This is a genomic window from Lentibacillus amyloliquefaciens (assembly GCF_001307805.1).
GTDB lineage: Bacteria > Bacillota > Bacilli > Bacillales > Amphibacillaceae > Lentibacillus > Lentibacillus amyloliquefaciens.
This window is the reverse complement of sequence record NZ_CP013862.1, coordinates 2755242-2778245: the sequence shown is the minus strand read 5'-3', so window position 1 is coordinate 2778245 and position 23004 is coordinate 2755242. Positions and strand designations below refer to the sequence as shown.

Genomic DNA, 23004 nt, shown 5'->3' with positions numbered 1-23004 from the left:
CTACAAATGAAAACTTATGAACTGAATGTCGCTGGGGTCACACGCGAGCTGCCTATTATTGCCATAAATGACGACTTAAAGATAGCAAGCTTCATCGTTTTGGGCGATACGGAACTTGTCACCGCTGCAGCTCCATTACTGGCAAAAAGGCTGCCCAAGGTTGACATGCTTGTCACGGCAGAAGCGAAAGGCATCCCATTTGTCCACGAAGTTGCGAAAGCACTCGGCATGAAACGTTATATCGTGGCACGAAAAAATGTTAAAGCCTACATGGATAAGCCGTTAACCCATGAAGTCAATTCCATCACCACTCAAAACTCACAGTTATTATGTCTGGATTCACACGATGCGAACATGATCAAAGGCAAACGCATCGCTCTGATCGATGACGTTATCAGTACCGGTGAATCAATGCAGGCACTTGAAGAATTGGTTCAAAAAGCCGGTGGTGACGTTGTCGCAAAGGCCGCTATATTGGCTGAAGGTGGTGCGTCTGAACGGGATGATATTGTCTTTTTGGAAAAGCTGCCTGTCTTTAAAATCAAATAAACGACTTTTGAAGTAGAATGAATGAATTTTCCATAAATCAACATAATAATGGGGCTGATCCGATGCGCCAACTTAGCGTCTATTGGATCAGCCCCGTTTCATCATCTATCAATTATTTATTTCTCATACTCCCGCTCACCCACTTTCACAAGCAGCTTCCCAATATTCTTTCCGCGAAACAAATCAAGAAATGCTTCCGGGATGTTTTCAAAACCTTCTTTGATTGTTTCACGATAGGTGAGTTTTCCTTCCTGCAGCCATTGGCCGAGATGCTTGGCACCCTCCTTGAAGCGTTCGGAATAATTGCCGACGATGAAGCCTTGCATCAAAGCGCTTTTCTTAATCAGCGTTTGCTGTACGCGCGGGCCGATGTCCTGCTCTTCCATGTTATAGGCAGAAATCGCGCCACAGGCCGGAATCCGGGCATACTTATTCAATTGCGTCATGACAGTATCCGATATCTCCCCGCCGACATTATCGAAATACACATCAACACCGTTCGGGCATGCTTGTTTTAAATCCTCTTTAATATCATTAGACGTTTTGTAATTGATGCCTTCATCAAAGTTAAGTTCGTCTTTCAAAAGTGAGATTTTCTCCTCAGAGCCGGCAATGCCTACAACACGTGCACCTTTGATTTTGGCGATTTGGCCGGCAGTGGAACCGACTGAGCCGGCTGCTCCAGAAATCACAACTGTTTCACCTTCTTTCGGGGTGCCGATATCCAACAGACCGAAGTAGGCGGTTAAACCGGTCATGCCCAATATGTGCAGATTGGTCGTGACAGGTGCATTTGAGGGGTCAATTTGCCGGACTTCATTTTCACCGGCGACATAATATTCCTGCCAGCCGAACGCTCCTGTCACAACATTACCTTCAGTGAACTGATCTGATTTGGATTCAATGACTTCACCAATCGATCCGCCCCCAATAACTTCACCCAGCTTAAACGGTTCAACATAAGATTCCACGTTCGCCATTCTGCCCCGCATATATGGATCAACGGACACATACAACGTCTTAATCAGAATCTGACCTTCCTTTACGTCCTCAACATCTTTTTTCACAAATTGAAATGTATCGCTGCCCGGCATTCCCTGTGGCCGTTCAGCTAAAATAATTTGATTATTAACGCGTGTCATGTGAATCTCCCCTTTGCTGAAGCTTTGTCTCCCATGGTAGTGAAGATAGCATATTTATGCCAATGAAAATGATTCGGATAGAAGAAGTATATTTATTCCAGCACTTACTATCCACCTTTCAAAAAGATCATCCATGCCTGCAATGAGTTGATCAATACTCAGACGATATTTTTATACCTAAAGATACCCCATTTCTTTCGCCTTAAATGTCAGCTCATCCTTGAAATCCGGATGGGCGATAGCAATCAGAGCTTTTGTCCGTTCGCGTATGGTTTTTCCGCGGAGGCGTGCCACACCATATTCTGTAATGATATAATCCACGTCATTTTTTGATGTCGTAACCGGCGTTCCCGGACTAAGTGACGGCACGATTTTGGAAATCGTATCATTTTTGGCAGTGGCATGCAGACAAATGACGCCCCGGCCACCCTCTGACAATCGCGAGGCAACTTGAAAATCGGATTGACCGCCTGTTGAGGACCAGTACGTGCCCCCAACCATTTCCGCGTTGACTTGACCGAGGAAATCGACTTCCACACCGGCATTCACCGTCACCAGATTATTGGCTTCCTGCAGCAGGCCAACGTGGTTCGTCTTATTGACCGGCATCATATAAATTGTCTCATTTTCGTGCATGAAGTCATAAAGGTCTCTTGATCCAAAGGCAAATGTGGCAGTCATTTTCCCTTTTTGAAATGGATTGTTTTCGTTTGTTACAGCCCCGCTCTCATACAGCGAAATGATTTTCTCCGGCACCATCTCTGTGTGGATGCTCAAGTTCCGATAGTGCTTTAAGTTGTCGATAATCGCATTGGGAATCGAGCCAAAACCAATCTGCAGCGTATCACCATTACCAATCAATCCCGCTACCTCATCACCGATAAGCTTGTCTTTTTCCGACTGTTCAGGTGCTTGAGGTGCTTCAGGAACCGGCTGATGGTTTTCAATCAACGCCGTAACCTCAGAAATATGAACATGATTTTCCCCGAATGTGCGCGGCATGTTTTCATTCACTTGAAGCAGTACCTTATCAGCATGCGGAATCAAGGCTATCGTATGATCGGCGTTCGTTCCAAGTGAAAAATAGCCATTTTCGTTCATTGGTGAAGCAACAGACATGACAACCGGCTTTCGTCCTGTTTGTTTCAGAATTTTCGGGACATCGGAAAAATTGTTCGGCAAAAGGTCAATTTTACCCTCTTTAAATGCTTTTCGCTCCGTCGCCCCCATAAACATGCTGATGACTTTGAGTTTTTCCGGGTCCGGATTGATGACTTCATGGGAACTAAGCATTTGGAACAGGCGATTGCCTTTCAACCCATCGTGCAGGACCAGCTGCTTCATAAGTAATCCCGGTTCTGCTGCAAGAATCGGGGTGATGATATCGGTTTCCGGCTGGATATACGTGACTGCGTCTTCTTTCGTTTTGAGTTTTTGCTTGTATAGTTGTGCTGGGTTCATGGTTGATAACTCCTCATATTAAATTTATTCCGGAAAGTCCCGCAAAAAAAGGAAGCATTCATTTGCTTGAAACGGCAAATGATGCTTCCAATAATGCTTGCTTTCTATAATTTATACGCCGCTTGCTTCTCTATATTCTAAGTTCAGCGCTTTTGCTGTTGTGGCATGAATGTCACGGATAAGCTCCGGATGTTCTCTCAGTGACAAGCCATAAGATGGGATAATTTCTTTAATTTTTGGTTCCCATTCGTCCAAACGATGCGGGAAGCATTTTTCAATGATCTCGAGCATGATTGATGCTGCTGTTGAGGCACCAGGTGAAGCACCAAGCAGTGCTGCGATCGTGCCGTCCTCGGAATTGACAACTTCTGTACCGAATTGAAGTGTGCCGCGGCCGCCCTTTTCAGTATCTTTAATCACCTGCACGCGTTGTCCCGCGGTTACGAGATCCCAATCCTCAGTCTTAGCATCAGGAATGAACTTGCGCACCTCTTCCACGCGCTGTTCTTTCGACAACATCAGCTGCCGCAGCAGAAATCTGGTCAGCTGCATGTTTTTCGCACCGGCTGCCAACATCGTAAAAGCGTTATCCGGCCTGACGGATCCTAATAAATCCATATTTGATCCGGTTTTGAGGAACTTCGGTGAAAAGCCGGCGAACGGCCCAAACAATAATGTTCTTTCGCCGTCGATATAGCGTGTGTCCAGATGCGGAAGCGACATCGGTGGTGCACCGACCTCGGCTTTGCCATATACTTTAGCATCATGCTGCGCCACAACATCCGGGTTATTACACACCATAAACAGACCGCTTACAGGGAAGCCGCCCACATGCTTGCTTTCCGGTATGTCTGTTTTCTGCAGCAATGGCAAAGCACCTCCGCCACCGCCGATAAAGACAAAATTCGCCGTATGATATTCAAGAGTATCATCTTCATAGTTCTGCACTTTGACTTCCCATTTGCCGTCTTCAGTGCGCTGGATGTCTTCCACCTCATGACTGTATCTGATATTAACGTTTTGTTCTTCCAGGTGGGCCAGCAATTTACTGGTCAGCACACCAAAATTGATATCGGTGCCTGTGTCGATTTTCGTTGCTGCGATTGGCTGATTAACGTCCCGACCTTTCATAACCAGAGGAATCCACTCTTCTACTTTTTTCGGGTCATCGGAAAACTCCATTCCTTCAAACAATCGGTTTTCTGTTAATGTTTCAAACCGCTTTTTCAAAAAATCCACATTATCTCCCCCGTGGACCAGACTCATATGCGGAAGCGGTCTGATGAATTCTTTAGGATTCTCAATATAGCCGCTGTTCACAAGGTGAGACCAAAACTGTCTTGACTCCTGAAATTGTTCATTGATGGTCAAGGCCTTCGTGATATCAATTGATCCGTCCGGTTTTTCGGGCGTGTAATTAAGCTCGCATAATGCCGAATGTCCTGTACCAGCATTATTCCATACATTCGAACTTTCCGTACCGGCGCTTTGGAGCTTTTCGAAAACGGTGATGTTCATATCTGGTGACAGCTCTTTTAAAAGTGATCCCAATGTCGCACTCATGATGCCTGCGCCGATCAGGATTACGTCTGAAGTCATTTGTTTACTGCTCATTTTTTCCCATCCCTTACCCATTAAAGTTTGCAGAAAGGATGAAAGCGCTCTTATCCGGGCGTCACATACAAAAAGGGACGCAATTCTCCAGCCGCCCATCTTTTCTGAATCAATATATTCCAACTATAGTGTACCATTCTTAGATGAAAAATAAAATATTTTATTACTGTTTACCCGCACCGATGACAAAGTAATCCAGCAGTCATTTTGAACACTTAAATTTGCTCCCCAACATCTGATTTGTCAATATATACGGTGTTAACATTTCAGATGTTTCTATGTAATAATTAGTCCTTGGATTCAATACATGACTTATTAGGTAATCACACCCACACCTTGTCCCATGTAACCGAACTGAACTACCTTCTACTGATTACTTAAAGAATATCTTGTCAATTTTCACTATGAAGAATCATTTCCCGGGAAATATCGACAATAATTACTGTGGTTAATTCGACAAACAAAAGTTTTATGTTATTTTGTAAGGAAATTTCTAAAACTGGTGGTGAAAAAATAGATAAGAAAGAGTTTATGGCACTGGCAGAGCAGGCCTATGATACATATGAACAAAGGTATGGAAGCAAAGAGTGGCGAGATTTACTACCATTTCACATCATTTTCCACAATTTCTTTTAATCGATATTTTGCTATTTCACGAATCAACTAAAATGGTAAGGGTTGATCCAATGGTAACTGTATTGCACTTTTAGTTATTGATTCCCTTATTTATGGTACGGTTCTCCCCGCATAATCCGAAATGCTCGATAAACCTGCTCAAGCAAAATCATGCGCATCATCTGGTGCGGAAAGGTCAGCTTGGAAAATGACAATGCCAGGTCGCTGCGCTTCTCAACGTCATCGCTGATTCCAACGGAGCCGCCGATGACAAAGGCAATTTTACTTTTGCCATACGTTGCAAGCTCATCCAGTTTGGCAGCGAATTTTTCGGATGTCAGCATCTTCCCGTCAATCTCCAATGTGATGACATAGGTGTCCTGGTTGACTTGGGAGAGAATCCGCTCGCCTTCCTTCTGTTTCACATTCTGTATCTCAGCCTCACTCATGTTTTCCGGCGCCTTTTCATCAGCAACTTCCTTGATTTGGACTTTCGCATAGGGCCCGAGCCGCTTCAGGTATTCCTCGATACCCTGCTTCAAGTATTTTTCCTTTAGCTTTCCGACAGCAATGATCGTTATGTTCATCCACCATACACCCTTTTTCTGATTTGTTTGCACCTATTTTATCAAAAGAAGTCATCAAATACATGCGAGCTTCGGTTTGGATTAGTCTAAATATTTCTTGGGATACTATCGCTTTAGTTCTCTGAATTTAGTATAATAGAAGAGACAGGCAGAAAGGATGTGAGACATGCCTTATAAACCACGCAACCACCCGGATGAGCTGCTGCTATTTCACTCCCTGAATATACGGGGGGATTTAACCTCAAAAGAGAAACAGTACTATTTGAATTTGAGCAAAGGTTTTGAAGGCGAAGTCATATTTGACAGGCAGACTGAACAGCTGCAATGCGACTGTTGCGTATTAAATGATCTCTTGCTGCAAACAAACAACACGCTCTTTCAAATCGATTCGCTGATAATTACGTCTAAGCAGGCCCATATGTTTGAAGTAAAGAATTATGAAGGGGAATACGGCTGGTACGCAGATAAGTTTTACAAGCTACCGCATTATGAAATTCTCAACCCACTGCACCAGCTGGAACGAAGCGAATCTCTGCTGCGCCAGATATTCCATGAGCATGCCATCAATCTCCCTATTAAAGCCTCAGTTGTTTTCATCAATCCGGAATTCACACTTTTCCAGGCACATCCCGACAAACCCTTTATTTTGCCCACACAGATTAAAAGCTCCATGCGCAAATTGAATAGCATAACTTCTAAATTAACCAACACGCACAGACACATAGCAGAAAAATTGAACACCCTTCATATTGAAAAATCGCCATACCAGCTCCTGCCAAACTATCATTATGCAAAGCTCCGAAAAGGCATTCCTTGCTTGAAATGCCATTCCCTTTCCACTGTAGCAGAAAGGCAAAAACTGATATGCCTGAAGTGCGGTCACAAAGAGGTCATAGCAATGGCCATTTTGCGATCTGTCAAGGAATTTAAACGCATGTTTCCAAAACATAAGGTCACCACAAGCATTATTCAAGACTGGTGCCTCGTCGTGCATTCGAAAAAGCGTATCCGGAAAGTATTGGATCAATATTTTACAAAAATAGGGTCGAACCGGTGGGTGTATTATGAGTAGACCTTTTGCAGAGGTTTTTCTTAAGTGGAGCTAAGGATAACGAAGTTTTGTGGGAATGGCTACTCTCAGTGTTGTTGAGACCTGTGCTCAAGAACTTTTCGACGGATTTACAGTGCAGTTTGGCCTCGAGAATTGCTCTCGAGGCTTTTTTAATACTACTTGCGCCATGAAATGGACTCGATAACTGCTTTCGAGGACGTTTCGATGTTACATTCCCATTGAAATGGACTCGAGAGCCATTCTCGGGGTCTTTTTGCCATTCAAAAACTCATTTCCGGCTTCGACAGACACACTCACACTCAAGCGGCCCTTTCAATAACTTCAGTTCACCGCCACAGAGATTGTTCGATTAATCACGGTTGCTATAGCCATCATCACTTCAATCCCGCTTTTCATTTTCTGTTTTTCTCTGATCCATATACAACGTCAGAGGCTTTTCAGAACTGCTCATCAAATTATAGACGTATGACGATGTCAGATTGTAACTATCCTCAATTTTTTCAGCTATATAGCTGCTTCGTTCAAACAAGATCGCCCGGAATTCGTTGATCTGCCGGTGAACTTTTTCCATTAATGCTTCCTGCTTTTCCAGCCTGTCGAGCGTGATTTTCTGTGCATGGTCCTGTTTGTCGATTTGATCGGCCATTTCTTTATTTCTTTCTGCAATATCATTCATTTCCTCTATCATTTGCTTATTCACCGCATCATAAGATTCCATATAAGTGATGATTTCTCGGCTGGATTTATTCAGAGAATCAACTCTAACGGCAACATCTTTTTTCATAGAGTCTTCCTTTTCGATTCCCTGCTGCAGCTGCTTGTTGTTGTCATCGAGTTTTGCCAGCCATTCCATCACCTGACGTTCAAATGTTTCATGCTTTCCTTCGCGCTCCCTGATTGCCTTAAGCTCATCACCAATGTTTTGCCATTTGCCGGCGTTAGCTTGCTGATCACGGTGATGCAGTGTTTTTACTTCATGAAACGCTTGGGTGAGCATTTGGTTGATTTCCTGTTGTTCATTAATCATCTCTTGAAAATAATCTTTGTGATAATACCCCTGGTTTGGCTCGAGAATCTGTTGATCGTTTTTATAGACTAAGGGGTGTTTGTCTTGATCGATGAAAAGTCCCATTAAATCACCATCCCTTATCGCTGTTGATAATAGCCTATGCAATGAAGGATGAACACGAAACAAACGAGAGAAAGTGAACCCGTACTTAGTTCCGATTTTGGTGTTTTATGCTAAAATGTTAGTGATATTGATATTTTTGATTGTTGGAAGTGACGTTATGAGTATTGAGAGAAAACCCGGGAAAACGGTTGAGCGGCTGCTGCGTACCCCGATCAAAGCATTTATTGAGCACCGGTCCGACATTGTGATTGAGCGGAATGACACTAAAGATATGGAAGGTCCGTATATTATTTTGAGCAATCATGTCAACAACTGGGATCCGCTCCTCCTGAATTGCTATGTGGATGAACCAATCAGTTTTATCGCTGCAGATCCGCTGTTCCGCAACCCATTTTTAAAACGTATTTTAAATTATGTGGGAGCTATCCCGAAACAAAAATTCAAAAATGACACACGCACGATCAGACTTATTTTAAAGGCTAAAAAACATAACCGGGTGATTGGAATTTTTCCTGAAGGCAACCGGAATTGGGATGGAAAGACCGATCCGCTTATTTATTCGACTTCGAAATTGGTGAAGTTATTGGATATTCCGGTTGTGATTGCAACGATTCGCGGCGGACACCTCAGTCACCCGCGATGGGGAGATGGGCACCGCAAGGGTACGATTGCCATTTCTTTTGAAAAAGTGTGGGATGCAGGTGCTTTTCACCAGAACAGCCCGGAGGAAGTTCATGAAAGATTAACCGAGGCGCTCTATCACGATGAGATGGCCTGGCAGTCTGAACACATGGTTCCTTATAAAAGGAAATCACCGGCACATTATCTTGAACGTCTTTTATTTATTTGCCCACATTGCCATGTTCCCGGGAGCCTTCATTCCTATGACGATCTGTTTGAGTGTCAACACTGCGGCTACACGGTTCATTACACTGATTTCGGAACATTTGAGCCAATTGGCGAAGAAATTTATTATTCTACGCCGCGTGACTGGAACAAGTGGCAGCTTGATTTTTTGAAATCAGCCATGACCGATCCGGAGTGGCAAGCCTTGGGGAGAAAGGTGATGCAGGACCATGTGAAACTATATGTCTCAAACGATGAGGCCCCATTTAAGTTAGTTTCCGCGGGAAATTTATGGTGGGTATCGAAACAAGTCAAGTTTCAGTCTGACATGGGGAATGATTATGAATTCCCAATAAATGAGATGGTTGGATTGAATATCCAATTTCACCATAAGCTGGACTTTTATCATAATCATAAATTATTCCGTATTGTATTCTACCTGCCGCGGACATCTGCTTATAAGTGGCTGAAGGTTATCCAAACAAGACAGGCGCTGGATGCCGGGAAGGTGGACATCACATGAACCATTCCTGGACGCTTGTGCTGGATTTTGTACTTATATCCTTTTTAATTGTCATTGCAGCTGTGTTAAAAGCGCGTATTCCGCTATTGCGGAAGATGATTGTGCCTACTGCCATGATTGCCGGCTTTATCGGATTGATCGCCAGTCCTGAATTGCTTGGGTGGATTCAGTTTGATAAGGATACACTCGGCAGCATTGTTTACCATTTTATGGCAATCGGATTTATTGCCCTGTCTTTAAAAGAGCGCAGCGTCAAAAATAGTCCCTCGGTCCTCAATTCAGGCATGATGATTGTATCAACCTACCTTATACAGGGGATAGTCGGGTTTGGTCTGTTCATGCTTCTTGCAGCAACGCTATACCCGGAGTTCTTTCCCGGTGTTGGCCTCTTGCTGCCGCTTGGGTTTGGCCAGGGCCCGGGACAAGCATATTCGATCGGCACCCAATGGGAACAACTTGGAATTGCAGGCGGCGGCAACCTTGGATTGACAATTGCCGGCATTGGCTTTATCTGGGCAACCGTGATCGGCATTATTTTAATGAATATTTTGGCGCGCAGCAATAAATTTCAAGGCACCGAATTAGATGTTAGCAGAGCGCATGAACCGATGACAGAACAATCACAGCCGGATGAGATTCCGCTCAGTGATGCCATCGACAAACTGACGTATCAAGTTGCCCTGATTGGATTTATTTATCTGGTGACCTATTTGACGATTTATGGGTTGGAAATGATACTGACGCCGCTTGGCACATTTGGTGCGACGTTTGCACAGCTTTTAATCGGTTTCCACTTTCTAATCGGGAGTATGTATGCCATGCTGTTTCGTGTGATTTTGAACAAGCTGCAGAATGCCGGTCTGACATTAGAGCATTCGCCGAACAACTTTCTGCTGCAGCGCATTTCCGGATTCTCATTTGACTATATGATCACGGCATCAATTGCAGCAATCTCGATTTATGCACTGCAGGAATACCTGGTGCCTGTCTTGCTTTTGACAACAATCGGCGGGCTTGTGACGATTTTCTTCTTGCTGTGGATCAGCCCGCGCCTGTTCCCGGAAGACACACTGTGCAATTTGCTCGGGTTTTTCGGCATGCAAACCGGGACGATTTCCACCGGAATGGCACTCGTGAAAGCTGTGGATCCTAGTTTTCAGTCCAACACTGCTGAAAACCTGGTCACAGGGAGTGCCGCAGCGATGATGTTCGGCTTTCCGCTCCTGCTTCTATTGAACGTGCCAGTCGTCGGCTACGTGCAAAACGACCCGATCATGTACGTCTATACATTTTTCGGATTGCTTATTTACTTCCTCGTACTGATAAGTGTACTTCTTTATCGCACCAGATTGAGAGGCAATGAGCGTCCCGCTGCAGACAACAGTTAAAAAATCTAACCACCCTGCCGGCTGCCCGGTTCAGGGTGGTTTTCCGCAAGTATGATTGCCTTTTAACGGATAGGAACAGATTTAACGTCCTTCTGTCCGCTTTCATAGGTAAATACGACGCGTTTATCATCGACGACCGTTTCGAGGTGAACGTTTCGGCCCCACAATTGATAAATGTAGGGCAGGACGTTTTCGAGGTAATGCAGGTCCAATTCAATGCCCTCGTAGCCGTGTTTTAAATACAATTCGCCGTTGCGTTTGTAATCGCCATTTTCAACAGTGATATAAGGAAATCCGCCGTTCACACGCTGAGACACCAGTTGATCCCGTACATTTTCATAATCTTTATCCGTTATCGTATAGTCACTGCCCTGTTTCTCAAATAAATACATATCCTCCCGGCCAACAAGCTCTTTCGTTAAATAATTTCGGATGAACGACTGATCCGACTCAATCTCCCGGACTTCAAAGATTTTTTCCCTGCCTGCCTTTGGTTCAGCTCCCATCCTTTTCATCTCATCGGTCGGGGCATCAAACCGCTTTTCAATATCCTCAAAAATTTTCAAGCCCAGGTAATACGGATTAATCTGGTGTTTCGACGGCTGCACGACACTCGCATTCAATGAGGCAAACTCAACAGATTCATCTGAAGTCAGATTCAACTCCCGCAAAATCCGCTGATGCCAGTATGATGCCCATCCTTCATTCATGATTTTCGTTTCCAGCTGCGGCCAGAAATAAAGCATCTCCTCGCGCATCATCGTCAAAATATCCCGCTGCCAGTTCTCCAGTTCACGGCTATGTTCCTCAATGAACAGCAGCAAGTCTTTCTCCGGTTTGGCAGGAAAAGTTTTGTCGCGCTTTTTTACCAGTTTCGGTCTGTTATCGTATTTCGAATTGTCCAAATCCCATAAATCATCATACGGCGTTTTGATTTTAGGCTGCTCAAGCGCCTCTTCTGTTTCGTTGTTATCAGCCAATTCCGGCCGTATCAGCGATGGATCGATATGCTCCTGGACCGACAGAACCGCATCCAGAAAGCTCTCCACTTCCTCACGGCCATAAATCATCTCATACCTTTCAATCCGCTCTGCTGTCGCCGTCATGCTCTCGACCATATCACGCCTTGTATTGGCAAACCGCATATTGTTTTTGAAAAAATCACAATGCGCCAGAACGTGGGCAATGATTAGTTTGTTCTGGATAAGACTGTTTGTGTCCAACAAAAAAGCGTAGCAGGGATTGGAGTTGATAACAAGTTCATAAATCTGGCTTAAACCAAGATCATAATGCAGTTTCATTTTATGGAATTGCTTGCCGAAGCTCCAATGGGAAAAGCGTGTCGGCATGCCATAGGCGCCAAATGTGTAAATAATGTCAGCCGGGCAGACTTCATAGCGCATCGGGAAAAAATCGAGTCCGAACCCGGATGCGATTTCCGTGATTTCATCGATGGCCCGATTCAGTGTTTGTGTCTCGGTCAAAATAAATCCCTCCATGTGTTCTTTTTATAGCTTATGTTACCGGCAGGGGAAATTTGACCAAAAAACTATGTTTGCGGATTCAGTTACCGGATGATAAAGCAGGATGATTCCGGGAAATACTATTACAAAAAATTCGATACCTTCATTTTAGGGTCATGACATTTTAATCCATTGATTTTTAGGAAATTAAAGCGCTTACAAATATTTTTATCATTTAAAAATATTCTGTATTCTTGCCAATAGCGCATTTTTCATATAAAATAGTATTATTACTTGTCATTTTTACGAATGAGTATCTTACAAAAATTAAAAATAAAGGGGATGACCGATGAGTACAATAGATGCAACTTTACAATCCAATCAACAGAAGGCAAAGCAGTATGTGACAAAGGTATATAACGCCACTGAACAGCGTAATCCTCACGAAACTGAATTCCTGCAGGCTGTTAAAGAAATAGTCGGCTCCCTCGTCCCGGTAATTGCCCGCCATCCAGAATATATGAACTCCGGCATACTTGAACGACTGCTGGAACCGGAAAAAGTCATTACCTTCCGCGTCCCATGGGTTGATGATCAGGGAAAGGTTCACGTAAACCGCGGTTTCCGAGTCCAATTTAACAGCGCACTTGGCCCGTATAAAGGCGGTTTGCGTTTTCATCCTACAGTGAATGAAAGCATCGTCAAATTTTTAGGGTTTGAACAAATCTTTAAAAATTCCCTGACCGGTCAGCAAATCGGCGGTGGTAAAGGCGGTTCGGATTTTGATCCGAAAGGCAAATCGGATATGGAAATAATGCGGTTCTGTCAAAGTTTCATGACAGAATTGTACCAGCATATCGGGCCTGAAACGGACGTACCAGCCGGTGATGTCGGTGTCAATGCAAGGGAAATTGGCTATCTGTTCGGTCAGTATAAAAAAATGTGCGGGGCATTTGAAGCTGGCGTTCTGACTGGAAAGGGACTTGGATACGGCGGCAGTCTGGCACGGACTGAAGCAACAGGCTATGGACTCGTGTATTTTGTTCAGGAAATGCTTAAAGATAATGGTCTTGACTTCAAAGGCAAAACCGTCATCGTGTCGGGCTCAGGCAACGTGTCCATTTACGCGATGGAAAAAGCAGCGGAATTTGGAGCAAAAGTGGTGGCGTGCAGTGATTCAGACGGGTATATTTATGATCAAAACGGCATAAATCTGGATACCGTGAAAGAACTGAAGGAAACCGGGGATGAGCGGATTAGTGCGTACACAGAAAAACACCCGAGCGCCGAATACTTTGAGGACTGCACACAAATCTTTTCAATTCCATGTGATATTGCATTGCCGTGTGCCACGCAGAATGAAATTAATGCAGAAACCGCCCAAACGATGCTTGACAACGGAGTCAAAGCAATTGGCGAAGGAGCAAACATGCCATCGACGAATGAAGCACAGGACATGTTTTTGGAAAACCATATTTTATTTGCTCCGGCAAAAGCAGCAAATGCCGGTGGCGTAGCTGTTTCCGCGTTGGAAATGGCTCAAAACAGCGGTAAGATATCCTGGGCGTTTGAAAAAGTTGATGCCCGGTTGCAGGAGATTATGAAAGATATTTATCAAAACAGCATGCAGGCCGCATCAGATTATGGCACACCAGGCAATCTTGTCGCCGGTTCCAATATCGCAGGCTTTATTAAAGTGGCCGATGCGATGACTGAACAAGGTATTATATAAGCTCTAAAAACACTGTCTCACGAAAAATGAGACAGTGTTTTTATGGGATTCTGTATCAATCTGCCTGCAAAAATTACCACAAACCCATCCTGCATGTTCCCTAAAGATACTGCTCATTCTATAGGCAGGAGGGTTGACTGACTATGGATGTGCAATTTTTAACGATCGAGGAGTTCAACGAATTACTGCAGCAATGGCACGGGCAATCCATTAAAATTTCCAAACATGAATTGGATGACTTGGATGAAACATTAATGACGCTCCAGGATACATCGTATGAGCGCAACACACGGCGGATCGATGATTATGAACCGATGCATGCTTTACAATTAAACGGAACGGGTACAATGAAAACAGACGCCATAGATGCTCAGCCATTGCCATTATCTGTATATGAAATTCCGCTCGAGGACAATACACTGTATGAGTTTGACGGACAACAGTTTCTTCTGAGCACTTCCCGCGGTGTTTATAAGATTGAGAAGGAATGAGCTAATGACAGGGAAGTTACGCTATGAAGAAACCCCCGCGGGTGCGGAGGCTTCAGGCCGTGACAGTCTGTTTACGGAAAAATGTTCTCAGAGCGTGATAGACATCTTCTTTGCCTTTTAAAATATAATGACGGAATTTCGGGTTTTCAAACTCCCGATACGCCCGCATCAGCGTTGACTGGCGCTGATACATATTAACTTCGGCATACCCGAACATATTGGACACATCCATAATTTCATTCACGAGATTAATGCATCTTGGGTTATCGGACGTGATATTCTCACCATCGGAAAAGTGAAACGGATAAATATTGTATCTCGACGGCGGGTACTCATCTGAAATCAGTTCCAATGCTTTATCATAAGCGGATGAACAAATCGTCCCACCGCTTTCGCCCTTTGAAAAAAATGCTTCTTCAGAGACAACTTTCGCCTCAGTATGATGCGAGATAAAAGCAATCTCCACACTTTCATATTTGGAACGCAAAAACTTCATCATCCAGAAAAAGAAACTTCGGGCTAGATACTTCTCGAAATTACCCATCGATGCACTGGTGTCCATCATGGCAAGAATAACAGCTTTTGATTCCGGATTCACAACATCGTTCCATGTCTTGAAGCGCAGATCATCATTATAAATCGGCGTGATTCTTGGTTCGCCTTTAATGGCATTACGCTTAAGTGCGGTCAAAATCGTTCGTTTCTTATCGACATTGCCCATGAGCCCTTTTTTGCGCACATCATTGAATTCGACCTTTTCAGTCGTGACTTCCGCTTCTTCCTTCTGTTTCAAATCAGGCAGTTCCAGCTCTTTGAATAATGCTTCTTCCAATTCCGCCAGTGACACTTCCGCTTCATAATAATCATTGCCCGGTTCTTCGCCGGCCTTTTTTCCCTGTCCTGAGCCGCTTTTACCTTTGTCTCCACCGTTCGGATCGCGTGCGATGACATCGCCGACTTCGCTGTCACCGTCGCCCTGACCGACATGTTTGGACTTATTATAGTTATAACGGATTTTGTATTCATCAAGTGAACGGATCGGGATTTTAATGACATCCCGGCCGTTGGACATGATAATATTTTCTTCACTGATTAAATCAGGCAAATTATTACGGATTGCGTCTTTAACTTTATCCATATGACGCTTCTGATCCTGATAGCCTTTGCGGTGGAGGGACCAATCTTCCTGTGAGACAGTGTAATTTTGATACTCTTCCTTCACATGCTTCCCTCCTTATGCTTTTATTCAGTCTATGCAACGTTCGTCAAACAAGTTATTAATGACTGACTATCCTCGCTGATTAATGGGCACCGCGGCTAATATACCAATGCACGTTTTTTTCTTGCGGGATCATCACGGACCTCTTCATGCTGGTGCTCTTCGCTGTCTCAGGTCCGTTCCCCCAGAATCATTATTGTATATCAACTGCGTCATGTGTTTTAACAAATAGCTTGTAAAACCCATCATGCTGAAAAATAACAAGAGCCGATAGGAATCAACTAGTGTTTTTTTATTAATTTACCGGTTTAGCAGGCTGCCGACATACCGTAGCAGATCATTGGCCGACACGGAATTGTAGCCGTATTCATCGATCAAGCGGGCGATGACTTCATTAATTTTCTTCAGCTGTGATTCATCCGGTGTCTGCGAGGTTGTGGTGATCTTTACAACGTCTTTCAAATCAGCGAACAGTTTCTTCTGAATGGCTTCCCGCAAGCGTTCGTGTGAATTATAATCAAAGCGCTTACCTTTGCGGGCATAGGCGGAGATGCGAATCAGAATCTCTTCCCTGAAAGCTTTTTTAGCATTTTCCGAAATGCCGATCTGCTCTTCAATCGAGCGCATCAATTTCTCATCCGGGTTCATTTCTTCTCCCGTAAGCGGATCATGCATTTTGGTCTGGTTGCAATAGGCTTCAACATTATCCAAATAATTATCCATCAGCGTCTTAGCGGACTCTTCGTAGGAATAAACGAAGGCCTTTTGTACTTCTTTTTTCGCAATTTCATCATATTCCCGTCTGGCAACGGCAATATAATTCAGGTAGCGTTCCTTATCTTCCTCGGAAATCGACGGGTGCTGCTCAAGTCCTTCTTTCAATGAACGCAGCACATCCAGGGCATTGATTGATGAAACTTCTTTACGGATGATTGTGGATGAGATCCGGTTGATGACGTAACGCGGATCAATCCCGCGCATCCCTTCATCAGGGTATTCCTTCTGCAGTTCATCGACATCCACTTGATTATAGCCTTCAACACTATCCCCGTCATAAAGGCGCATTTTCTTCACAAGATCAACGCTCTGCTTTTTGGACTCCTCAAGCCTGGTCAAAATTGAAAAGATCGCAGCAACCCTCAGAGCGTGAGGTGCAATATGCACATGCGACATGTCACTTTCATTAATCATTTTTTGATAAATGCGTTCTTCCTCAGTCACTTTCAAATTGTACGGAATCGGCATGACGATAATCCGCGACTGCAGTGCTTCGTTTTTCTGATTGGCAATGAACGACCGGTACTCCGCTTCGTTGGTATGGGCCACAATAAGTTCATCAGCGCTAATTAGAGCAAACCTGCCGGCCTTGAAGTTCCCTTCCTGCGTCAATGACAAGAGGTGCCAGAGAAACTTCTCATCACACTTGAGCATTTCCTGAAATTCCATCATTCCGCGGTTTGCTTTATTCAGCTCCCCGTCAAACCGGTAAGCTCGCGGATCGGATTCGGATCCGTATCGTGCAATCGTGGAAAAATCGATACTGCCGGTCAAATCAGCAATATCCTGTGATTTCGGATCAGACGGACTGAACGTTCCAATGCCGGTACGCTTATCCTCCGACAGAAAGATACGTTCCACCATCACATCTTCAATTCGGCCGTCATGTTCCTTTTCCAGACGCATCGCATTCAATGGTGACAGACTTCCCTCAACGCGAATACCGTACTCGTCATAAAAATCATCGCGCAGGTGCTGCGGTATCAGATGCAGCGGATCTTCATGCATCGGACAGCCTTTAATCGCATAAACAGCCCCTTCTTCAGTTCTGGAATATTGCTCAAGTCCACGTTTCAGCATCGTTACAATCGTTGATTTTCCGCCGCTGACCGGGCCCATCAGAAGCAAAATACGCTTCCGGACATCGAGCCTCTTTGCTGCCGGGTGAAAATATTCCTCCACCAGCTTTTCAATCGCGTTCTCCAGCCCAAATATTTCTTCTCCAAAAAATTTGTACATCTTTCGGCCATCTTTCTCTTTCAAGCCGGAATTTTTAATCATATTATAAACGCGTGAATGAGCAGTTTGGGCAACTTCCGGACGTTCTTTCACAATCTCAAGGTACTCTGAAAAAGTCCCTTCCCACTTAAGGCGCTGTTCTTCCTCACGATGATCTCTGACTTTATTGAGTATATCCATTTACTTCCCTCCATAACTGGTTTTCTCCCGCCTTAACCTGACAATAAGCTTCCATCTAATAGACTTTCTATAGCCTATGCGAAGGTTTTCCTTAAGATGAGTGGTTTTGTACTCATAATTCATGACTTTTGGCAAAAGCTAACACAAGCATATTTTACAAGTGTGTGTTCAAAAAGGAGGATAAAGTGAAACTTCATTCAGCGGAATGTATGCCTTAAGATACATGAGTAGCGGAGAAACAAGCCAACTAGAAACACCGACGTGTCATTTTTACCGGACTTTTTGAACAACCTTTACAAAGGATGATTGCAATGAATGTCGCAGAATTACTTGTCAAATGCCTTGAACAGGAAGGCGTTGAGTACGTTTTTGGCGTACCTGGGGAAGAAAATGTTGACCTGATGGATGCATTTTACAACTCGGATATTGAGTTTATCGTCACCCGTCACGAAACAAGCGCTGCCTTTATGGCGGCAACATACGGACGATTCACCGGCACACCCGGTGTTTGTCTGGCTACACTCGGGCCGGGTGCCACGAACCTGATGACCGGGGTTGCCAATGCCAATATGGATCATGCACCGCTTGTCGCCATCACCGGCCAGGCGGGACTTGACCGGCAGCATAAAATTTCGCACCAGTATTATGACTTAATCAATATGTATGAGCCGGTGACCAAGTGGAATGCTCAGATCAAATCGGCCAAAATCACCCCGGAAGTGGTCCGTAAAGCATTTCAGGTTTCCGGGCAGGAAAAATGGGGTGCTACACACATTGATTTGCCGGAAGATATCGCAGGAATGGACGTCGATGAGACAACACCTTTGAAGCCTAATGAACGTCCGCACACAAGGGCAAATGAAAGCATTATCAAACAGGCTGTGAGTATGATTGAAAAAGCCCGGCATCCGCTCATTCTTGCCGGGAACGGTATCAGCCGACAAGAGGCCACTGAAAATTTTCGTGCATTTGTGCGAAAAGTTCAGATCCCCGTGGTGCAGTCATTTATGGGCAAAGGTTCTATCTCCTGGGAAGATGACCTGAGCCTTCTCACAGCAGGTATCGGCGGCAATGATTACATTACGTGCGGTTTTAATGAAGCTGATCTTATTTTGACGATCGGGTTTGATATCGCGGAATATCCGCCGAAAAACTGGAACCGAAGCAATACATCGATTATTCACATTGACACCGAGGAAGCCGAAACCGATGCCAATTATCCGGTATCATTTAATATTCTTGGTGATATTCCGGAAAATCTAGAGCAGCTAAGTAAAAACCTTAGCCCCGGAAAAAAGGATAACACATGGGTTTCCAATGTAAGAAAGCAGGCACTTGATGAACTGGAATCCTTTCGTGACAATGAACATTTTCCTGTGAAACCGCAAAAGATCATATCCGATTTGCGTGCTGTATTAAATGAAGACGATATTGCCATATCGGATGTCGGCGCCCATAAAATGTGGATGGCCCGCATGTATCATACCTATCAGCCTAATACATGCCTCATCTCGAATGGCCTTGCTTCAATGGGGGTAGCTGTCCCGAGTGCGATTGCCACTAAAATGGTCAACCCGGGGCGAAATGTTGTAGCAGTGTGCGGTGATGGCTCTTTTCAGATGACCGGAGCAGAGCTGGAAACGGCCAAACGTCTCGAGCTGCCGATCATTGTTCTGATGTGGCGGGATGACGGCTATGGTCTGATCGAATGGCACCAATTGAAGAAATTTGACCGTTCATCGTATATCAAATTCGGCAACCCGGATTATCATCAGCTGGCCGCTTCGTATGGATTTGAGGTTATGACGATTACAAAAGCAGATGAATTAAAACCAGCGCTGGAAAGGGCGGCTGCCTCGAATCAGCCGGTGTTCATTGACTGTCCGGTTGACTACAGCGAAAATATGAAATTGACCGAAAAACTTGGGGATATTATTTGCTAAAAGCTTGGGAAGGGGGCTATAAGCCATGATAGGTTCGATTATTAACGGTGAAGAAATCAACACTGGCAATGATTCAATTGACGTGAAAAATCCGTATAACGATGAAAAGATGGAAGAGATTGCGCTGGCATCAGACAACGAATTTGAACAAGCTGTTACGAGTGCATTTGATGCCTTCCACGACACCATGAAAGACATGCCGGCACACGAGCGTTCAGACATTTTGCGCAAAACGGCAGACCTGATGGAAGAGCGGGCTGATGAGTTTGCCGAAACGATTATGAAAGAAGCCGGCAAACCGATCTACTTCAGCCGCGGAGAGGTGCAGCGATCGATCCAGGTGCTCCGCTTTGCATCCGAAGAGGCCAAACATATCAGCGGCGAAGTAGTGCCGATGGATGCGGCAATCGACGGAGACGGGCGCCTCGGCCTCGTTAAACATGTCCCGCTCGGGGTCGTGGCCGCCATCACCCCGTTTAATTTTCCATTGAATCTGTCTTTGCACAAAATCGCACCAGCCATTGCAGCGGGAAATACCGTCATTTTCAAACCGGCTGAAAAAACCCCTATATCTGCACATCAATTGGCAACATTATTCCATGAAGCGGGATTGCCTGACGGTGTGCTTAATCTGCTCATGGGGGCGGGTGAAATCGGTGAAAAACTGGTCACCCATGATAAAGTGCACAAAATATCCTTTACCGGAAGTCTGCCGGTCGGGCGTTCGATTAAAGAATCGGCGGGTTTTAAAAAAGTTACACTGGAGCTGGGATCCAATTCACCCAATATCATATTCGATGACAGCAACATCAATGATGCAGTCAATATGCTGGTCAAAGGTGCTTTTGCCTTTTCCGGACAGGTCTGCATTTCAGCACAGCGCATTTACGTCCAAAAATCAGCCTATGATCAATTCCTGAAAAAATATATCCAGGCTACAGAAGACCTGACAATCGGTGATCCTGCATCTGAAGAGACCGATATCGGGCCGATGATCAGTGAAGAGGAAGCCAAACGGGCCAAAGAATGGATTGATGACGCAGTCGAAAACGGTGCAAAAGTGGCTGCTGGCGGCAAGCGGAATGGAACGATACTCAAGCCGACCATCATGACAGATGTAAAGAGCAACATGAAAATCATCGCGGATGAAGTGTTTGCCCCGATTGTATCGATCATCCCATTTGACACGGAAGAAGATGTGGTGAACTATTCAAATGATTCCATTTACGGTCTGCAGGCAGGTGTATTCACTAAGGATATTGACCGGGCTTTCCGGGTGGCAGATAAGCTGGAGATGGGCGGTGTCTGGATTAATGAAATTTCAACCTATCGTCAGGACAACCATCCATATGGTGGTGTCAAACAAAGCGGCGTCGGCAGGGAAGGTGTGAAATACGCTGTTGATGGCATGACTGAGACAAAATTTATCGGACTGAAGTTGAAAGAGTAAAGGGAAACATTAAAAGGAACACCACGATTCGTCAGCATACAAAAAGCTCCCCGCAAAAAAAGGGAGCTTAAGACAAGCTTATTTGATAATCTCACGGAACGCTTCAATAAAGCGTTCCGGGGATTCTTTAACCGTATAGACATTTACGCCTCTATTTGTGTGCAAATACAGCAGTCCGCCCCGCGGCCCCACAGGACGATAGGAAATATCCCAGACGATTTCAATCGGGAATTCGTGATATTTGCTGAGGATCCGATCAGAATACAAATACAAGGTGCGGTCCTCTTCAACATAATGCTTTCCGGTCACTTCAATTTGCTGCTGGACTTTGACATACGGCTGCTCGGCAATTACTTTCATGAGAACCTCCTCGAGTGGATTACAGGTTTTCCAAAAATACGCGTATAACATCGGCACCGCCAATAAAGGTTCCCAACGAACTTCCGATATTTGCAAACACGACAATCAGAAGAATGCGTGTCACCTTATTATGCCAAAAACCTTTGACACTATGGACGTCTTCGGATAACGCTTCAAAATCCCCAACATGCGGCTTGCGGATAAGCGCCTGGACAATGCCGGCAAACCAGCCTGCAGCAATCAGCGGGTTCAGTGACGATATTGGAGCCGCAAGAAACGCTGTCAATATGGTCAGCGGATGCCCTAATGCGAGTGCAGTCCCAACTGCTGACAGACTTCCATTCCACAAAATCCAGCTGATGGTTTGCTGCCAGCCGGCGGACGGGTTGTTAAAGAACGTAAAGGCAATAATCGAGATAATTAAAATTGGGATTGACCAGGCAATCATTTTAGGTGCCTTTGATTTAGGCGGACGTTCATTTAGCCGCAGCAGATTTTGCTCATTTCGTATTTCTCTGGTAATGCCGGGAACATGCGCAGCACCGAGAACAGCGACGACTTTATCCCCAGTGGCATTTTTTATTTTCTGTGAAAGATACTGGTCGCGTTCATCAATCAAAGGTTTTTTCAGTCTTGGGAAATGCTCGGTGAACTCTTCCAGCATACTGTCCAGCATATCTTTTGATTTTAACTTTTCCAGTTCTTCTTCTGAAATGGTTTCCTTACTGAAAATACTGCCGATAACCTGCATCAGCAGCATCGCTTTGCCTTTAAAACCGAGATTCCCCCAGATGCGGGAAAAGGTGATTTGGATATCACGATCGGCCAGCACAAGTTCCGCTTCGGTTTCTTTAGCTGATTCAATCCCCTGAATCATTTCCTGTCCGGCTTCGATACCGAATTGTTTAGCCATACGTTTCTGGAAGGATGAGATTGCCAGGTTCATCAGCAATAAGGTTGCTTTTTTCTCTTTAATGACTTGAAAAATATCCATTTCCCGCCATTTATTACCTTCAGTGACTGATTTGTAGCGCTGCTTATCCAGCTCGACACAAACAGCATCCGGCCGTTCCGCCTCAATCACTTCCTTGACCTGTTCAGCACTATTTTTGGAAACATGCGCTGTACCAATCAGTATGTATTCTTTATCATCCAAATGGATGCGTGTAATATTTTCTTCGGACATATGGTAAACTCCTGTATTGGTTAATAATGGTCCAT

The 23004-nt window shown here is 44.7% G+C and carries 19 protein-coding genes; 9 read left to right on the top strand and 10 right to left on the bottom strand.

Translation table 11 applies throughout. The features are described 5' to 3' along the window. Positions 1–6: 6 nt before the first annotated feature. Positions 7–549 (top strand): phosphoribosyltransferase family protein, encoded by a 543-nt coding sequence (locus AOX59_RS14055; RefSeq protein ID WP_068446504.1) that lies wholly within the window; start codon positions 7–9, stop codon positions 547–549. A gap of 116 nt (positions 550–665) precedes the next feature. Here the strand turns inward: AOX59_RS14055 and AOX59_RS14050 are convergent, their stop codons facing one another. The 3 genes from AOX59_RS14050 to AOX59_RS14040 form a co-directional block, all read right to left on the bottom strand. Then, entirely contained in the window at positions 666–1691 is a 1026-nt protein-coding gene (locus AOX59_RS14050) for an NADP-dependent oxidoreductase (protein ID WP_068446502.1), read from the bottom strand. Positions 1692–1868: 177 nt separating this feature from the next. Beyond that, positions 1869–3152: an acetyl-CoA hydrolase/transferase family protein gene (locus AOX59_RS14045; RefSeq protein WP_068446500.1), complete on the bottom strand. Its 1284-nt coding sequence runs from the start codon at positions 3150–3152 to the stop codon at positions 1869–1871. A 111-nt stretch (positions 3153–3263) separates the two neighbouring features. Next, positions 3264–4766: a malate:quinone oxidoreductase gene (locus tag AOX59_RS14040; protein ID WP_068448371.1), complete on the bottom strand. Its 1503-nt coding sequence runs from the start codon at positions 4764–4766 to the stop codon at positions 3264–3266. A gap of 444 nt (positions 4767–5210) precedes the next feature. Here AOX59_RS14040 and AOX59_RS19750 point away from each other — a divergent pair, with 444 nt between their 5' ends. Continuing rightward, the gene (locus AOX59_RS19750; RefSeq protein ID WP_156418708.1) at positions 5211–5402 is read left to right on the top strand and encodes a hypothetical protein; all 192 of its coding nucleotides are present in this window, start codon (positions 5211–5213) and stop codon (positions 5400–5402) included. An 86-nt stretch (positions 5403–5488) separates the two neighbouring features. Here the strand turns inward: AOX59_RS19750 and rlmH are convergent, their stop codons facing one another. Next, entirely contained in the window at positions 5489–5968 is a 480-nt protein-coding gene (gene rlmH, locus AOX59_RS14035; RefSeq protein WP_068446498.1) for a 23S rRNA (pseudouridine(1915)-N(3))-methyltransferase RlmH, read from the bottom strand. A gap of 166 nt (positions 5969–6134) precedes the next feature. Between rlmH and AOX59_RS14030 the strand changes: the two genes are divergently transcribed. Then, positions 6135–7040 (top strand): nuclease-related domain-containing protein, encoded by a 906-nt coding sequence (locus AOX59_RS14030; RefSeq protein WP_068446497.1) that lies wholly within the window; start codon positions 6135–6137, stop codon positions 7038–7040. 379 nt (positions 7041–7419) lie between these two features. Here AOX59_RS14030 and AOX59_RS14025 read toward each other — a convergent pair whose 3' ends face one another. After that, on the bottom strand, positions 7420–8172 hold the full coding sequence (locus tag AOX59_RS14025; RefSeq protein ID WP_068446495.1) for a hypothetical protein: 753 nt from the start codon (positions 8170–8172) through the stop codon (positions 7420–7422). Positions 8173–8329: 157 nt separating this feature from the next. Between AOX59_RS14025 and AOX59_RS14020 the strand changes: the two genes are divergently transcribed. Both AOX59_RS14020 and AOX59_RS14015 read left to right on the top strand, forming a co-directional pair. Beyond that, a complete protein-coding gene (locus tag AOX59_RS14020) occupies positions 8330–9541 on the top strand; it encodes a 1-acyl-sn-glycerol-3-phosphate acyltransferase (protein WP_068446493.1) in 1212 nt (403 codons plus the stop codon). After that, a complete protein-coding gene (locus tag AOX59_RS14015) occupies positions 9538–10929 on the top strand; it encodes a sodium/glutamate symporter family protein (RefSeq protein WP_068446491.1) in 1392 nt (463 codons plus the stop codon). The genes AOX59_RS14020 and AOX59_RS14015 overlap by 4 nt, the downstream gene beginning before the upstream one ends. A gap of 62 nt (positions 10930–10991) precedes the next feature. Here AOX59_RS14015 and AOX59_RS14010 read toward each other — a convergent pair whose 3' ends face one another. Then, on the bottom strand, positions 10992–12413 hold the full coding sequence (locus tag AOX59_RS14010; RefSeq protein WP_237049271.1) for a SpoVR family protein: 1422 nt from the start codon (positions 12411–12413) through the stop codon (positions 10992–10994). A gap of 328 nt (positions 12414–12741) precedes the next feature. Here AOX59_RS14010 and gdhA point away from each other — a divergent pair, with 328 nt between their 5' ends. Next, positions 12742–14124 carry an NADP-specific glutamate dehydrogenase gene (gdhA, locus tag AOX59_RS14005; RefSeq protein ID WP_068446487.1) on the top strand — a complete coding sequence of 461 codons (1383 nt, stop codon included), beginning with the start codon at positions 12742–12744 and terminating at the stop codon, positions 14122–14124. A 143-nt stretch (positions 14125–14267) separates the two neighbouring features. Next, positions 14268–14615 carry a protein YmzB gene (locus AOX59_RS14000; RefSeq protein ID WP_068446486.1) on the top strand — a complete coding sequence of 116 codons (348 nt, stop codon included), beginning with the start codon at positions 14268–14270 and terminating at the stop codon, positions 14613–14615. A 52-nt stretch (positions 14616–14667) separates the two neighbouring features. On the opposite strand, the gene yhbH is transcribed toward AOX59_RS14000, so the two are convergent. Together yhbH and AOX59_RS13990 are read right to left on the bottom strand one after the other, a co-directional pair. After that, complete coding sequence (yhbH, locus tag AOX59_RS13995; protein WP_068446484.1) at positions 14668–15837, bottom strand: sporulation protein YhbH; 1170 nt, start codon at positions 15835–15837, stop codon at positions 14668–14670. Positions 15838–16134: 297 nt separating this feature from the next. After that, the gene (locus AOX59_RS13990; RefSeq protein WP_068446482.1) at positions 16135–18030 is read right to left on the bottom strand and encodes a PrkA family serine protein kinase; all 1896 of its coding nucleotides are present in this window, start codon (positions 18028–18030) and stop codon (positions 16135–16137) included. Between the two features lie 311 nt (positions 18031–18341). Between AOX59_RS13990 and AOX59_RS13985 the strand changes: the two genes are divergently transcribed. Both AOX59_RS13985 and AOX59_RS13980 read left to right on the top strand, forming a co-directional pair. Continuing rightward, entirely contained in the window at positions 18342–19973 is a 1632-nt protein-coding gene (locus tag AOX59_RS13985) for an acetolactate synthase large subunit (protein ID WP_218917904.1), read from the top strand. Between the two features lie 25 nt (positions 19974–19998). After that, complete coding sequence (locus AOX59_RS13980; RefSeq protein WP_068446478.1) at positions 19999–21423, top strand: aldehyde dehydrogenase family protein; 1425 nt, start codon at positions 19999–20001, stop codon at positions 21421–21423. Positions 21424–21501: 78 nt separating this feature from the next. Here the strand turns inward: AOX59_RS13980 and AOX59_RS13975 are convergent, their stop codons facing one another. Beyond that, positions 21502–21783, bottom strand: coding sequence for a hypothetical protein (locus AOX59_RS13975; RefSeq protein WP_068446476.1), 282 nt, complete (start codon positions 21781–21783; stop codon positions 21502–21504). Positions 21784–21802: 19 nt separating this feature from the next. Continuing rightward, positions 21803–22969, bottom strand: a complete 1167-nt coding sequence (locus AOX59_RS13970; RefSeq protein ID WP_068446474.1) for a TraB/GumN family protein — start codon at positions 22967–22969, stop codon at positions 21803–21805. Positions 22970–23004: the final 35 nt, after the last annotated feature.

Bases quoted from the DNA above. Each gene is read 5' to 3' on its own strand.
- AOX59_RS14055 (WP_068446504.1), top strand. From the start codon at position 7: ATGAAAACTTATGAACTGAATGTCGCTGGGGTCACACGCGAGCTGCCT.
- AOX59_RS14050 (WP_068446502.1), bottom strand. From the start codon at position 1,691: ATGACACGCGTTAATAATCAAATTATTTTAGCTGAACGGCCACAGGGA.
- AOX59_RS14045 (WP_068446500.1), bottom strand. From the start codon at position 3,152: ATGAACCCAGCACAACTATACAAGCAAAAACTCAAAACGAAAGAAGAC.
- AOX59_RS14040 (WP_068448371.1), bottom strand. From the start codon at position 4,766: ATGAGCAGTAAACAAATGACTTCAGACGTAATCCTGATCGGCGCAGGC.
- rlmH (WP_068446498.1), bottom strand. From the start codon at position 5,968: ATGAACATAACGATCATTGCTGTCGGAAAGCTAAAGGAAAAATACTTG.
- AOX59_RS14030 (WP_068446497.1), top strand. From the start codon at position 6,135: ATGCCTTATAAACCACGCAACCACCCGGATGAGCTGCTGCTATTTCAC.
- AOX59_RS14025 (WP_068446495.1), bottom strand. From the start codon at position 8,172: ATGGGACTTTTCATCGATCAAGACAAACACCCCTTAGTCTATAAAAAC.
- AOX59_RS14020 (WP_068446493.1), top strand. From the start codon at position 8,330: ATGAGTATTGAGAGAAAACCCGGGAAAACGGTTGAGCGGCTGCTGCGT.
- AOX59_RS14015 (WP_068446491.1), top strand. From the start codon at position 9,538: ATGAACCATTCCTGGACGCTTGTGCTGGATTTTGTACTTATATCCTTT.
- gdhA (WP_068446487.1), top strand. From the start codon at position 12,742: ATGAGTACAATAGATGCAACTTTACAATCCAATCAACAGAAGGCAAAG.
- AOX59_RS14000 (WP_068446486.1), top strand. From the start codon at position 14,268: ATGGATGTGCAATTTTTAACGATCGAGGAGTTCAACGAATTACTGCAG.
- AOX59_RS13990 (WP_068446482.1), bottom strand. From the start codon at position 18,030: ATGGATATACTCAATAAAGTCAGAGATCATCGTGAGGAAGAACAGCGC.
- AOX59_RS13985 (WP_218917904.1), top strand. From the start codon at position 18,342: ATGAATGTCGCAGAATTACTTGTCAAATGCCTTGAACAGGAAGGCGTT.
- AOX59_RS13980 (WP_068446478.1), top strand. From the start codon at position 19,999: ATGATAGGTTCGATTATTAACGGTGAAGAAATCAACACTGGCAATGAT.
- AOX59_RS13975 (WP_068446476.1), bottom strand. From the start codon at position 21,783: ATGAAAGTAATTGCCGAGCAGCCGTATGTCAAAGTCCAGCAGCAAATT.
- AOX59_RS13970 (WP_068446474.1), bottom strand. From the start codon at position 22,969: ATGTCCGAAGAAAATATTACACGCATCCATTTGGATGATAAAGAATAC.